The sequence below is a fragment of the Gulosibacter chungangensis genome (assembly GCF_008831155.1).
Classification (GTDB): domain Bacteria; phylum Actinomycetota; class Actinomycetes; order Actinomycetales; family Microbacteriaceae; genus Gulosibacter; species Gulosibacter chungangensis.
This window is the reverse complement of the sequence record NZ_WBKB01000002.1, coordinates 335,734-349,330: the sequence shown is the minus strand read 5'-3', so window position 1 is coordinate 349,330 and position 13,597 is coordinate 335,734. Positions and strand designations below refer to the sequence as shown.

Genomic DNA, 13,597 nt, shown 5'->3' with positions numbered 1-13,597 from the left:
AGGGTCACACGTATGTTTGTAGACAGATGGTGCCGATACGCCGAAAGGAGTCCAGCGTGGATCACAGCGGATATGTACGCGCAGGCGCCGAAGAGCTGGCTGATTTTCTTGCAGCCCGCACTGCCGCGGTCATCACCGGCGCCGGGCTTTCGACCGATTCGGGCATCCCTGACTATCGCTCCCCCGGTGCACCGATACGCACCCCGATGACCTGGGACGCGTTTCAGGCATCCGCTGAGCGCCGCCGCCGGTACTGGTCCGGAGCCGCACTCGGCTGGCCGAGATTTGATCGGTTCGCCCCGAATCCCGGCCACTTCGCGCTTGCCGACTTGGAATCCGTCGGCAGAATTTCGGGGATCGCCACGCAGAACGTGGATGGGCTGCACCAGAGGGCCGGCTCCCAGCGAGTAATCGAGCTCCACGGTCATCTGCGCACTGTGCGCTGCCTCGACTGCGGCACGGAAGTGTCGCGGCAAGACATTGTGACCCGCATCCTTGCCGACAACCCCGATCTCGCTTCCCTTGCGCAGACTGCCACAGAGAACCCCGACGGCGACGCACAGGTCGACGAGGCGGTAGTGGCGAACTTCGTGATCCCGACCTGCGCGGTCTGCGGTGGGATGCTCGCCCCGAATGTGGTGATGTTCGGTCAGTTCGTTCGCCCCGAGGATTCCCGAGCCGCAGAGCACCTCGTGAACGAATCCGATTCGATACTGGTGGTTGGCTCATCCCTAGCGGTAAACACCGCCGTGAGATTGCTGCATCGAGCGCATCGACAGGGCAAACCGATTGCGATGGTCAACCGCGGCGCGACCCCGCTGGATCACCTCGCAGCCTTTCGGGTGGATGCAGGGATCAGCGAAGTCCTCGCCGGTGCGGCCAAGCTCTTGGCCGCCTAAGGGTTGCTCGCGCAGGCGTCCCGCCGCGCTAGTGCGACTGCGGCGCTGCCTGCACAGCCGCGGTAATGGCTTCGTCAAGCGGAGTGTCCCCTTCGGCGACGCTCAAGTCCCGCCACACCGTGCGCTGATCCGCGAGCGTAAGGCGGATGAGTTCGGCTACGTCAGCCCGTCGCGTCTTCACGCCACGGTCCATCTCCGCAAAGGTCACCTCGCCACGACCGGTTGCCGGATCATCGGTCAACCCGCCCGGCTTCACAATGGTCCAGTCCAGGGCAACGCTGCGAAGATACTCATCGGCTTCCCGCTTTGCGTCCCAATAGGCCGCGAACACCGCATCCTCGATCTCGGGGGTCGGCTCCTGCGCACCAATAAAGCTGATCTGCACGAAGCGCATGGCACCGGAAAGGAGCGCCGCATCCGCCGATTTCTTGGACCCTTCGAGGTCAACCGTCAGCTTGCGCGCGGCCCCCGAGCCCGGCCCCGCACCGGCAGCAAAGACCACGGCCTCAGCATCCCCGAAGGCATTCGCGAGTTCATCGGCGTGCGTCGCCTCAATGTCACAGAGCACGGGTGTGGCGCCGAGTGCCCGCAGTCCTTCTGCGTGCTTTTCGCTGCGCACGATCGAGCGCACGTCGACCCCGTCGGCGACCAGTAATTCGGTGAGGATCCTGGCGATCTTGCCGCTACCGCCGACAATTGCGACTTCGGCAGGAAGCTTTCCTGCCAGGGAGAGTGAGAGTTCAGTCATGAGACGCTCCTTCGATAGCTTGTTCATTGAGATGCTGGCGAACCAGACGGGCGAGAGGTTTCGGTGTTTCGTAGTGGATCAGGTGCCCGACGCCCTGAATCACATGCAGTTTTGCTCCGGGCATTGCCGCGTGCAGGCGCTTGGTCGCATCCAGCGGCGCGATGAGGTCCCGCTCACCCGCAATTAACGTTGTGTCGGACGGTAAGGCATTGGCGAATGCGCGCACATCCGTGGAAACGGATGCGCGAAAAGCTTCCAAGAGGACGTCGCGATCGGCGAATTCCGAAAAGTGTTCATCGTGTTCTTCATGAATCCACTGCCGCAATGCGCGGTCTTTCGTCACGGCCATCACTTCGCTCATCACCCTGGTGATCACCGGCGAAGAAAGTATTGTTTTACCGATCGGCTTCGGGAGCACCGCGCCCGCCCAGTAGTAGAACACACCGAGATTCGTCAGCAGACGTTCCGGCCCGTGGAGGGCGTTTTCGGCGATGGGATTCACCAAGATGACATCCCGGCCGTCCAAACACGAGGCGGCGCTCGCGACGAGCATAGAACCAAATGAGTGACCGAGCACGGTGCTCGTCGCCGCGGGATCCTCGATTGCGAGAAACTCCAGCAGCCAGTTCGCGTACTCGGATACCGAGTGTTCCGCGTTTAGGGGTGTGGATTCGCCAAATCCTGGCAGGTCCGGCGCCAAGAAGCGGACTTCCGGAAGCAGGGCAATGAGATTAGCAAGCCCGTGATGCGTACCCCGAAAACCGTGAACGAGCACCACCGTGTGTGGCGCTGTGGCAGGACCGTACTCCCAAACTTTCGTGGCGCTACCGCGAATGGAATGCACTCGAGTCGTGACGGGTATTTCGGCAAGCCGCGCTTGCAGTGGGTTCAAAGCACGCATCGTGGAAGAGTGTATGCGACGAACCGTATGAGACCTGCTCATTGCGTGAACGTCACCACTGTAGAAGGACCCGAGGAGGCCCCGTGAGCTGGACCGAGAGAATCGCCGTATTCGATACTGAAACCACTGGCGTTGACCCCGCGGAGGCGAGGCTTGTGACCGCCTTTGTTGGGATGCTGGATGCAAATGGCGATTTGGAGCGCGGCACCGACTGGCTCGCGGACCCCGGCGTCGACATCCCGGAGCAAGCATCCGCTGTGCATGGCATCACCACGGAAATTGCGCGTGCCGAGGGTGAACCCATTAAGGATGTGCTGGAAAAGGTCGTCGCATCCCTAAATTGGATCGCGCGAAACAACCTCGCACTCGTGGTGTACAACGCGCCATTTGACCTCACCCTGATTGCCTCGGAGTGTCGTCGACACGGGATCACTCCCCCACAGCTTGGGCCGCAGGTGGTGGATCCACTCGTTATTGATCGAGCCGTTGACCGCTATCGGAAGGGCAAGCGCACCCTCGGAGACTCAGCCGCCGTGTACGCCGTCGAGCTCTTGGACGCACACGATGCGGCAGCCGATGCCATTGCCGCCGGGCACCTGGCACAGGCTATTGCCCGCAAGTATCCCGCGGAAGTAGATATTGACCTCGCCGAGTTGCACACGAAGCAAGTGGCCTGGGCGAAGGCCTCGGCGGAAGATTTCGAGGCATATATGCGGCGCACTAAGGACCCGAACTTCACCGCGGACGGGCGCTGGCCGGTACGAGGCTAGAACCGGCCGCGCCAGAAATAATCCTGGAAAGCAAGGATGGCCCAGTGCTGAGCACCGGGCCATCGTTGCTGAAAAGAACTAGTTCTTCTTGCCGAACTTTGCGTAGCGGTTCTTGAACTTCTCGACACGACCGGCCGAGTCCATGATGCGCTGCTTACCGGTGTAGAACGGGTGCGAGGCGCTCGAGATTTCAACGTCAAGCACCGGGTAGGTGTTGCCGTCTTCCCACTCGATGGTCTTCTCGGACTTCACCGTCGAACGGGTGAGGAACTTCTCACCCGAAGCGAGGTCATTGAACACCACGTAGTCATAGTTGGGGTGGATGTCTGCCTTCATCGGGTTTCCTTCTGCGAAAAGTCGGGTTACAAATACAAGTGCCAGGGCAAATACTGCGCTAAAGCGCTAGTCATTACCCAGGGCAAACCAAGGAGAGAGTCTAGCACGCAAGAACTTCATTGCGAAGTAGCTGTCTGCCTAGCCAGCCCGGCGTGTCGCGATTAGCGCGCCGCCCGAGCCGCATAACGGCCATTGTGGAAGTCCAGTTCCAGCGGAATGCCAAAGGTAGCGGTCAAGCTCGCTGCGGTGAGCGTGTCATCGAGCGGTCCGGCAGCAACAATTCTGCCATCGCGAATCAGCAGTGCGTGGGTGATTCCCAGTGGGATTTCTTCCACGTGGTGCGTGACCATCACAATCGCGGGTGCAAATTCGCTCGCGGCATAGGTGGTCAGCGAGGCCAAGAGGTTTTCGCGCGCCCCGAGGTCGAGGGATGCGCTGGGCTCGTCCAGGAGGAGCATTTCCGGATCAGTCATCACCGCGCGAGCGATCAGCGTGCGCTTACGCTCACCATCCGAAAGCGTCCCAAATGTGCGGTCGGCAAGGCCCTCGAGCTGCCATTCAGCCAGCACCCTATTGGTCTGCTCAAGATCAATTTCGTCATAGCGCTCGTTCCACCGACCGGCCACCGCGTAGCTGGCCGTAAGCACTGCGTTTCGCACCGTCTCATCGGCAGGAATCAACCGAGCCATGGCACTTGAAGCGAAACCAATCCGCGGGCGGAGTTCTCGAAGGTCGGTGCGGCCAAACGTTTCATCAAGAACGGACACGGTGCCCGTAGTTGGGTGCAGCTGCGCGGATGCAATCGACAGTAGCGTGGACTTGCCTGCGCCGTTGGGCCCCAGGATCACCCACCGATCGGTCTCTTCCACGCTCCAGTTAATGCCATCAAGAATCGGACGTCCGGAGCGAACTACTCGGACGTCCTCGAATTTCACGACTTCAGCCATATCGCAAGGTTAGCGGCGAGGAGCAACTTTTCTCCGCGAACGCGCAGGCGTTTGGAGTGTCGAGTTCCCCACCGCGATCAAAATCTACGTGTTGCAGGAGCGGCTATCGCTGGATGAGCGAGCGGTAAAGTTCCTGCGTTTGTTTGGAAATCTGTTTCCACGTGAATTCGCGCTCCACCCGCTCGCGTCCGGCCCGACCGTATTCGGCAGCCTTGGCCGGGTCTGAGAGCACCTCATTGAGCGTGGCAGCGAGGTCGCGGACATACTTGTCCGGATCGATCGGGGTACCGGTGCCGTCTTGGACCTGCTCGATGGGGACAATCCGCCCCGTCACACCGTCCTGCACGACCTCTGGAATACCCCCGGTACCCGAACCCACCACGGCGGTCCCGCAGCTCATAGCTTCCAGGTTCACGATGCCGAGCGGTTCGTAGATCGACGGACACACGAAGACGTCTGCTGCCGTCAACAGCGCCATGATTTTTGGTCGCGGCAAGTGCTCGGAGATCCAATGGACGCCGGCGCGTTCCTTTTGCAGCTCGGCAACGAGTCCGCGGACCTCCTCCGCGATCTCTTCCGTGTCGGGTGCCCCCGCACACAGCACAATCTGTACGTCAGTCGGTAACCCACGAAGCGCCCGAAGCAAATACGGCAGGCCCTTTTGGCGGGTAATTCGGCCGACAAAAATTACCGTCGGCGCATCCGGATCGATCCCGAGCGCACGCACCGACTCGGGGTCATGCGTGGGCTGCCACTGGTCAATATCGATGCCGTTGTAGATCGTGACGACTTTATCCGGGTCAAGGTCCGGATAGCTGCGCAGGATATCGTCGCGCATCCCGTTCGATACGGCAATGATGCGATCCGCGTTGGCATAAGCGTCACGTTCCATCCAGCTTGACAGTCGGTAGCCACCTCCAAGCTGTTCCGCCTTCCACGGGCGAAGTGGCTCAAGCGAGTGAGCGGAAATTACGTGTGGGATTCCGTGCAGAAATTTAGCAATGTTTCCCGCTTGATTTGCGTACCAGGTGTGGGAATGCACGAGATCGGCGCCTTCAACATCACCTGCAATCTGTACGTCTGCACCGAGGAATCCAAGCGCTGCATTGGCGTCCTCGAGTGCTTCTGGAACCTCGTATGCATAGGTATCTTTCTCGTCGCGAGGCTCGCCAAAGCAACGAACACGGACGTCGATGTCCTCGCGCATTGCCCTCACGAGTTCGGTGACGTGCACCCCCGCTCCTCCATAAATATGCGGCGGATACTCTCGCGTAATCACGTCGATTTTCATGCCCACAGAGTACGACAGCATTCCTACCAGCAGCGTTCACTTTCACGTCTACGATGGCCGTATGGCACAGGCGCAGAAAAAAGTCTTCGGAATTGTATTGGCTGGCGGCGAGGGAAAACGCCTCATGCCGCTCACAACGGACCGAGCTAAACCTGCTGTCCCTTTCGCAGGGCAGTACCGACTCATCGACTTCGCGCTCGCGAATCTGATGAACTCGGGGCTCAATCAAATCGTTGTGCTCACGCAATACAAGTCCCATTCATTGGATCGCCATATTTCGCAAACCTGGCGTATGCCAGCCATTCTCGGCGCCTATGTTTCGAGCGTGCCAGCGCAGCAGCGTCGCGGCAAGCACTGGTTCTCGGGTTCTGCGGATGCGATCTTCCAGTCCCTGAACCTCATTCACGATGAGAAGCCCGACATTGTCGTCGTGGTTGGCGCAGACCACGTCTACCGGATGGACTTCGCGCAGATGGTGCAGCAGCACATCGATTCGGGTCTCGGAGCCACCGTGGCAGCCATTCGCCAGCCGATTGAGATGTCGACCGCGTTCGGTGTGATCGACACCGACCCCAACAATCCCGGCCGCATTCGTGAATTCCTTGAAAAGCCTGAGCAGGTTGAAGGCCTCCCTGACAGCCCCAAGGAGATTTTGGCCTCGATGGGCAACTACGTGTTTGACGCGGACAAGCTCATCGAATACGTCACCCGCGACGCCGAGAATGAGGATTCCAAGCACGACATGGGCGGCGATATCATTCCTGCTTTTGTCGCAAATGGTGATGCTGGAGTGTACGACTTCATCCACAATGATGTCCCCGGCTCAACCCCCCGAGACCGCGACTATTGGCGTGACGTGGGTACGATTGATTCCTTCTATGAGGCGCACATGGACCTCATCGCCACACTGCCGGTATTCAATCTCTACAACGAGCAGTGGCCGATCATGTCGCAGCAGCTCAACTCACCACCGGCCAAGTTCGTCCGTGATGGCCGCGGCACTACGGGCACGATGATCGACTCGATTATCTCCCTCGGTTCGGTCATTAGCGGTTCGCATATTGAACGCTCCGTGCTCGGCCCTTGGACCCGGGTGATGTCGGGTGCCATCGTGGTGGACTCGATCACCTTTGATCGCGTGCAAGTTGAACCGGGTGCCATCGTCCGCAGGGCCATTCTGGATAAGAACGTCGTCGTCCGCGAGGGTGCCTCCGTTGGTGAAAACCCCGATCTCGACCGCGCCCGCGGCTACACCGTCACCGAGTCCGGCCTTACCGTCGTTCCCAAGAACGCGGTGGTCGAACGGTGAGCGCAGCAAACATCACGTTGAAACCAAAATACGGTGAAGGCACGGTCACAAGCGGTGCCCGCTTCCTAGTCGTGCTCGATGTCGACTCGACCCTGATCGAGGATGAGGTCATCGAGCTCGTCGCTGACTATGCGGGTGTGCGCGACAAGGTTGCCGAGGTCACTGAACGCGCGATGCGCGGGGAACTCGATTTCGAGGGAAGCCTTCGAGAACGCGTGGCGCTGCTCCAGGGCGTATCCCTCAAGCAGGTTGCAGAGGTTCGCCAGCAAATTACCGTCACGCACGGCGTACCCGAGATGATTGCCGCGGTACACGAAGCTGGTGGCAGGGTCGGAGCAGTCTCTGGCGGTTTTCACGAGATCCTGGACTCCCTAGCCGAAGACCTGCGTCTTGATCTGTGGCGAGCAAACCGCTTTGCGGTTGATGAGGCTGGTCTCCTGACCGGCGAAGTCAGTGGGCCAATCATTGGCCGCCAGGCGAAGGCACACACTCTGCGCAGCTGGGCACAGTCCCTTGGGGTGCCCATGGATCGCACTGTGGCGGTGGGCGATGGCGCCAATGACCTCGGGATGATGGAAATCGCCGGGTTGTCGGTCGCCTTTGATGCCAAACCAGTGGTCCGCGAACAGGCCTCGGTGGTCCTGCGTGATCGGGATATGACGCAGCTATTGCCGCTTTTGGGGTTGCGCGGCTAACGCGACTCTAGCCCACACTCGACAGCGGCCCTGTCGGAAGTTACGTACTTCCGACAGGGCCGCGAGTTCTTTCCGACTGCAGACTATTAGTGTCCCATCCCCAGACCGCCGTCAACTGGGATAACCGCGCCTGAGATGTAGCCGGCGTCCTCGGAAGCGAGCCAGCGCACGGTCTTGGCGATCTCGTCCACCTGACCAAAGCGGCCAGCCGGAATCTGCGAGAGGTATTCCTGCTGGGTTTCTTCCGGCAGGACTGCGGTCATTTCGGTCTCAATGAACCCGGGCGCAACGACATTCGCGGTAATGCCGCGGCTACCCAGTTCACGAGTCAGCGAACGGGCAATGCCCACGAGACCAGCCTTTGACGCCGCATAGTTAATCTGCCCCGGCGATCCGAACAGCCCAACCACCGAAGAAATCAGCACGACGCGCCCGAACTTCGCCCGCAGCATCCCCTTTGAGGCGCGCTTAATGATGCGGAATGCACCCGTGAGGTTGGTGTCGACCACGCTCGTGAAATCGTCCTCGCTCATGCGCAATAACAGGCCGTCCTTGGTGATCCCGGCATTCGCCACCACTACTTCGACCGGTCCGTACTTTTCCTCCACGGTCTTAAACGCGGCATCAATTGATCCTGCGTCGTTGACATCGGCCGCAACGGTGAGGGCACCTTCAGGGCCGCCGTCACCCGATCGGGATGTCACCGCAACGCGGTGGCCGGCGGCCAAGAATTCTTCGGCAATGGCACGGCCAATGCCGCGATTTCCTCCGGTGATCAGCACGGTGCGCTGCGTGGTCATAAGGCTCCTTGGTTCAATGCAGGTTTCGACGCGAGATATCTGGCCCATCGTACTTGCACGAGGAGTACCCTTGAGGTGTAGAACGGAGCGAGTTACCACTTATGAGCAGGCAGGTGCCAAATATCACCTCCATGGCGGAGTCCGCGGAGGAAGAGCGTCGCCACCGGACTCGCCAATATCTCATCACCATGGCGATCCGCAGTGCGTGCGTGCTGAGCATGGTGTTCGTTCGCGGACCCTGGCTCTTTGTGGTTGCCGCTGGTGCGATCTTTTTGCCGTGGATTGCCGTGGTTATCGCGAACCACGTGCGACAACGCAGAATCCAACCGGTGCTTCGTCCCGAGTCGAGTGCGGTCGAGCAATACCGCGACACCATTTCTTCCGATCAGTGGTACATGCCGAATGACACCGACAGTCATGACTCGGCGCAAGATTCCGACTCCTCGCAGAACAATAAGGAGAATCCGCGATGAGCTCTGGTGAGTTCGACCTTCGGAGTCGCCTTGCGGGCGCTTTTCCCCGCGAGACAGAAGTGCCGCAGTGTTCCCGCGCTGCGTGTGACCATGATGCCTTGTACCGCATCGAATGGCGCAACCCGCGGATCCATGGACCGGAACGTATTAAGATTTGGTTAGCGTGTTCTGAGCACCGGGACTATCTGCTTGGCTTTCTGCAAAGCCGCGAATTTCCGGTTCGAGTGCACGATGTGCGTGATCCAGTAAATGAGGCCCCGATTCAGTGACTAGTTCCAGTTCGCAGACTTCCAGATCGAAAAAGGGCTGGCGGTTTCTGCTCAGCCGTCGGTGGATTGGCTACTTTGCTCTGCTGGTTGTGTTCGCGATCGCCTGCGGTTTCTTATCGCACTGGCAATTCGATCGACGGGATCAGCGAGTGGACGCCAATATCCTGGTTGAAACGAACTTTGACGCTACACCGGTGCCCATTGACGAGGCGCTGCCCGAACTGGATTCTTTTGCGACCGACCAGGAATGGCTGCCGGTGGCATTTGAGGGCGAATACCTCGTCGACGAGCAGCTGCTGGTTCGCGGTCGGCCGCGGGATGGCTTGCCCGGATTCGAGATTCTGACACCGTTTCTGACCACCGATGGCAACGTATTTATTGTCGACCGGGGTTGGATTCCGACCGGACACGATCAGGACTATCCCGACGCTGTCCCCGCGCCTCCGGAAGGCAACGTCTCCGTCACCGCGCGTCTCAAACCGGGCGAGCCGGAGATTCCCGGACGCGGTGCACCGGAGGGTCAGATTGCGACAATTCAGTTGGATGCCCTGGCCGCATCCCTCGGGGAAGAACGTACGTACAGCGCCGCTTACGGACTGCTCCGCACTGAAACTCCGAGTGCCGAGACCGGCAAACTTACGCCAAAGCCCGAGCTCACCGAGGGCAACCACCTCAGCTACGCATTCCAGTGGATTATCTTCGCAATCATTGCCGCGGTAGGCCTGATCTACGGTGTCCGTGAAGAGTTCCGCGAACGAAATGCCGACGACCCGCGAGTCATTGCCGCCAAACGACGCGAGGCCGAGCGCAAGGCTCTGGCGAAGAAGAGCGACGCGGACTACGAAGACGAACTCCTCGACTCACAGCTATAAGGTCGAGTGGAGGTAACAGCCTCAACCGCCAAAGGCCGCTGCGCCACTAGTTCATTTCGATGAGCTCGAAATACTCCGGGTTCCAGTGGTCCTCGATCGCCTCGGGCATGATCAGCACACGTTCGGGGTTCAGCGCCGCCACCGCGCCTTCGTCGTGTGAAACCAGGATGACCGCGCCCTCATAGTGCGCCAAGGCATCCAGGATTTGTTCTCGAGAGACCGGATCGAGGTTGTTCGTGGGTTCGTCAAGCAGCAACACATTCGCGCTGGAAACCACCAGCATGGCGAGCGCCAGCCGTGTCTTTTCGCCGCCCGAAAGGACGCCCGCGGGCTTATTCACGTCATCACCGGTGAAGAGGAAGGAGCCCAAAATCTTTCGGGCCTCCGTCTCATTGAGATGATGCGACACCCGCATCATGTTGTCTTTCACCGAGGCATCCACGTCGAGGGTTTCGTGCTCCTGCGCGTAATAGCCGACGCGGAGGCCGTGTCCAGCATTGATCACCCCGGTGTCCGGCTCAGACTGCCCGGCGAGGATGCGCAAGAGCGTGGTCTTCCCGGCACCGTTCAGCCCGAGGATCACGACGCGAGAAGCCCGATCGATGGCGAGGTCTACCCCGGTGAAGATCTCGAGCGAACCGTAGGACTTCGAGAGCCCTTCCGCTTGGATCGGAGTTTTACCCACTGGCGCAGGCGTGGGAAAACGAAGCTTGGCCACGCGATCTTGCTGCCGAACCTCTTCGAGCGAGCCGAGCATCCGTTCCGCTCGCCGCTGCATCTGATGAGCGGCCGCGGCCTTCGTCGCCTTCGCACCAAACTTCGCCGCTTGCTGTTGCAACACCGAGGCCTTCTTCTCGACGTTCGCGCGCTCTTTCTTGCGCCGCTCCTCGTCCGCCTCGCGCTGGCGCAAATACTGCTTCCAGCCCATGTTGTAGATGTCGATCACCTGTCGATTCGCATCGAGGTAGAAGACTCGGTTCACGGTCTCGCCCACCAACTCGACATCGTGGGAGATCACAATCAGGCCACCCTTGTAGCCCTTGAGGAAGTCGCGCAACCACACGATGGAGTCAAGGTCGAGGTGGTTGGTCGGCTCATCGAGAATCATCGTCGACGCATCCGAGAAGAGGATGCGTGCCAGTTCGATTCGACGACGCTGGCCGCCTGAGAGGGTCTCGAGCTTTTGGTCCAGGATGCGGTCCGGAAGATTCAGGTTGGATGCGATCGCCGCCGCTTCGGATTCGGCCGCATACCCGCCGAGCATGAGGAACTCGTCATCAAGTCGAGAATACCGACGCATCGCCTTGTCACGTTCTGCATCAGTTGCTGCGTCCGCCATGTCGCTCGAGGCCTTGAAGAGCCGCTGGCGCACTGAACCGAGACCGCGCGCATCCAAAATACGATTGCGTGCGGTCTGCGTCGGATCACCGCTGCGGGGATCCTGCGGGAGGTAGCCAATCTCGCCAACCCGTTCGATCTTGCCGTCACTGGGCAGCGTCCACCCCGCGAGGACTTTCGTGAGCGTGGTCTTGCCGGCACCGTTTCGGCCCACCAACCCGATCTTGTCACCGTCCTGCACCCGGAAGTTCACATCACTCATGAGGGTGCGAGCTCCCACCGTGATCTCGAGATCGTGGACAGCTAGCACGTGAGTGACTCCTAGGGTTAGGGGAATGGATGCGATTGGTGGCCGGAGCTGGCAGCTACCGAGCTACCACTTGGTCAACTGATCGATGCTACCAACTCCGGCCCCTAGGGTCTATCCCACGGCCCTCCTCGCTCGCTTGTGAGCCCTAGCTCTCATCCTTGCTTGTCAGCGAGATCACATTGGATCTCATTCTCTGAGATCGTTTTGATGAGTGCGGTGTCGATCTTGGTTATCCGTCGCAGGAGGGCGTAGAGCGTTGCGGCGAGTATTGCGGTCACGATTGGGCCCCAAGTAGCGCCGAAGCCACCGAGGAACTGAATCATGAGAATTCCAATAATGGTCGGGACAAACCACGCGATCAATCCGGGAATATTGAATCGTCGGTAGCGAGAGTCTGAAATGGAGCCCGCTTCCTGCCCGGTACCTTTATTGATGAGGATATGCGTCACTGCGATGGCAACCCATGCTGTCACCAGAACGCCTTGCCACGCCAGTGCCAGCAATATGTACTCCACAATGGGGAGCAACATCATCAAGAAGATGATGATTGACGACAGGATTACCCAGATCACATTGGGAAGATTAACCCTAAATACCTTTTCACCAAATGTGCGCAAATTTGCCGCGCCCAAGAAGTAGTTTGCGGTGTTAATCCGAGTCTGTGACGCAAAGACGACGAGAAGACCGAATAGTCCCATCAGCTCTACTAGTCCCGCGGCTATACCAGTCTCCGACGCTTCCATTCCTGGGATAGCGAAGGTGAGAAACACGCCGAAGAACCCATTGACACCGAATGCCAGCACGTAGAACACGGGCCCGAAGGTGATCCGCTGGTGGTGCTTCAGATCTTTGCGACGCCCAAGCGAAGCAAAGTCCATAGTGAACATCATGAGAATCCAGACACCCATATATCCGGCATACGTGGCCAACCAACCGGGCCCACCGAGCGCGAAAGCGACCTCTGCCCCTTCGTGTGTGCGCCAGGAATCGTTATACCCGTATTTCAGCACTGCCCATACGATTGCGACAACAAAGCCACCCCAATACAGCGGCATGAGAATCCCGTTAATCTTATCGAGAAAGCGCCTCGCTCCCCCAATAATAAGCGGCGTGGAATAGGCAACCACGATGACGTACCACATCCATGTTGGGCCACCAAACGCTGTTTGGAACGCATAGGCAACGATTGACCCTTCAAATACGGCATAGTAAATCGCAACAAGCGCGAATATTAGCGCAGCAATTGCTGCACCCGATTTCCCCAAAATTGCGCGAGAAAACTCCGCGACAGTCGTCCGGTTGTTGATGCTGTACTTCGACAGCAGCATATTAATGATGCCGTAGGTAAGAATCGTGAGTGCTATTCCAATAAATGCATCCAAAGTTCCGTAAGCCATAGCCATGGCGGCACCGATATACACGAAGAACATCGCACTAATCACGCCGTAATAGGCCATCGTTAACGGCCCACGTTTCATTTGCTCACTATCGTCGACCTCTCGTGCAAGAACGTCTGTTGCCTCTACCGAGTCATTCGAACCGGTTAAATTGATACCCATAATTGCTCCCCATTGAGTCAATTGATTTGAAGATTAGAGACGCAAAGGGCACGCCAAATCCTTGTTTGACGTGCCCTTCG

At 59.1% G+C, this 13,597-nt stretch carries 14 protein-coding genes; 6 read left to right on the top strand and 8 right to left on the bottom strand.

Going from position 1 to position 13,597, the window contains the following annotated elements; all coding sequences use genetic code 11:
* Positions 1 to 56 precede the first annotated feature (56 nt).
* Positions 57 to 899, top strand: a complete 843-nt coding sequence (locus F8O05_RS05015; protein ID WP_225735740.1) for a Sir2 family NAD-dependent protein deacetylase — start codon at positions 57 to 59, stop codon at positions 897 to 899.
* A gap of 28 nt (positions 900 to 927) precedes the next feature.
* Here F8O05_RS05015 and F8O05_RS05010 read toward each other — a convergent pair whose 3' ends face one another.
* A complete protein-coding gene (locus F8O05_RS05010; RefSeq protein ID WP_158051647.1) occupies positions 928 to 1,647 on the bottom strand; it encodes an NAD(P)H-binding protein in 720 nt (239 codons plus the stop codon).
* Positions 1,640 to 2,548, bottom strand: coding sequence for an alpha/beta fold hydrolase (locus F8O05_RS05005; protein WP_158051646.1), 909 nt, complete (start codon positions 2,546 to 2,548; stop codon positions 1,640 to 1,642). Before F8O05_RS05005 ends, F8O05_RS05010 begins: the two co-directional genes overlap by 8 nt.
* An 83-nt stretch (positions 2,549 to 2,631) precedes the next feature.
* Here F8O05_RS05005 and F8O05_RS05000 point away from each other — a divergent pair, with 83 nt between their 5' ends.
* On the top strand, positions 2,632 to 3,318 hold the full coding sequence (locus F8O05_RS05000; protein WP_158051645.1) for an exonuclease domain-containing protein: 687 nt from the start codon (positions 2,632 to 2,634) through the stop codon (positions 3,316 to 3,318).
* A gap of 78 nt (positions 3,319 to 3,396) precedes the next feature.
* Here F8O05_RS05000 and F8O05_RS04995 read toward each other — a convergent pair whose 3' ends face one another.
* The 3 genes from F8O05_RS04995 to glgA all read right to left on the bottom strand — a co-directional run bounded on the left by F8O05_RS04995 (position 3,397) and on the right by glgA (position 5,892).
* Positions 3,397 to 3,654 (bottom strand): type B 50S ribosomal protein L31, encoded by a 258-nt coding sequence (locus F8O05_RS04995; protein ID WP_158051644.1) that lies wholly within the window; start codon positions 3,652 to 3,654, stop codon positions 3,397 to 3,399.
* A gap of 161 nt (positions 3,655 to 3,815) precedes the next feature.
* Positions 3,816 to 4,601, bottom strand: a complete 786-nt coding sequence (locus F8O05_RS04990) for an ABC transporter ATP-binding protein (protein ID WP_158051643.1) — start codon at positions 4,599 to 4,601, stop codon at positions 3,816 to 3,818.
* Positions 4,602 to 4,704: 103 nt separating this feature from the next.
* Positions 4,705 to 5,892 (bottom strand): glycogen synthase, encoded by a 1,188-nt coding sequence (gene glgA / locus F8O05_RS04985; RefSeq protein WP_158051642.1) that lies wholly within the window; start codon positions 5,890 to 5,892, stop codon positions 4,705 to 4,707.
* 61 nt (positions 5,893 to 5,953) lie between these two features.
* Here glgA and glgC point away from each other — a divergent pair, with 61 nt between their 5' ends.
* Together glgC and serB are read left to right on the top strand one after the other, a co-directional pair.
* A complete protein-coding gene (gene glgC, locus F8O05_RS04980; protein ID WP_158051641.1) occupies positions 5,954 to 7,201 on the top strand; it encodes a glucose-1-phosphate adenylyltransferase in 1,248 nt (415 codons plus the stop codon).
* Entirely contained in the window at positions 7,198 to 7,896 is a 699-nt protein-coding gene (serB, locus tag F8O05_RS04975) for a phosphoserine phosphatase SerB (protein WP_404811357.1), read from the top strand. Before glgC ends, serB begins: the two co-directional genes overlap by 4 nt.
* Positions 7,897 to 7,982: 86 nt before the next feature.
* Here serB and F8O05_RS04970 read toward each other — a convergent pair whose 3' ends face one another.
* Entirely contained in the window at positions 7,983 to 8,696 is a 714-nt protein-coding gene (locus tag F8O05_RS04970; RefSeq protein ID WP_158051640.1) for a beta-ketoacyl-ACP reductase, read from the bottom strand.
* Positions 8,697 to 8,809: 113 nt separating this feature from the next.
* Here F8O05_RS04970 and F8O05_RS04965 point away from each other — a divergent pair, with 113 nt between their 5' ends.
* Both F8O05_RS04965 and F8O05_RS04955 read left to right on the top strand, forming a co-directional pair.
* Entirely contained in the window at positions 8,810 to 9,169 is a 360-nt protein-coding gene (locus tag F8O05_RS04965) for a DUF3099 domain-containing protein (protein WP_192497036.1), read from the top strand.
* 265 nt (positions 9,170 to 9,434) lie between these two features.
* Complete coding sequence (locus F8O05_RS04955; RefSeq protein ID WP_225735738.1) at positions 9,435 to 10,310, top strand: SURF1 family cytochrome oxidase biogenesis protein; 876 nt, start codon at positions 9,435 to 9,437, stop codon at positions 10,308 to 10,310.
* A gap of 46 nt (positions 10,311 to 10,356) precedes the next feature.
* On the opposite strand, the gene abc-f is transcribed toward F8O05_RS04955, so the two are convergent.
* Both abc-f and F8O05_RS04945 read right to left on the bottom strand, forming a co-directional pair.
* On the bottom strand, positions 10,357 to 11,958 hold the full coding sequence (gene abc-f, locus F8O05_RS04950; protein WP_158051638.1) for a ribosomal protection-like ABC-F family protein: 1,602 nt from the start codon (positions 11,956 to 11,958) through the stop codon (positions 10,357 to 10,359).
* A 152-nt stretch (positions 11,959 to 12,110) separates the two neighbouring features.
* Positions 12,111 to 13,517: a purine-cytosine permease family protein gene (locus F8O05_RS04945; RefSeq protein ID WP_225735737.1), complete on the bottom strand. Its 1,407-nt coding sequence runs from the start codon at positions 13,515 to 13,517 to the stop codon at positions 12,111 to 12,113.
* Positions 13,518 to 13,597: the final 80 nt, after the last annotated feature.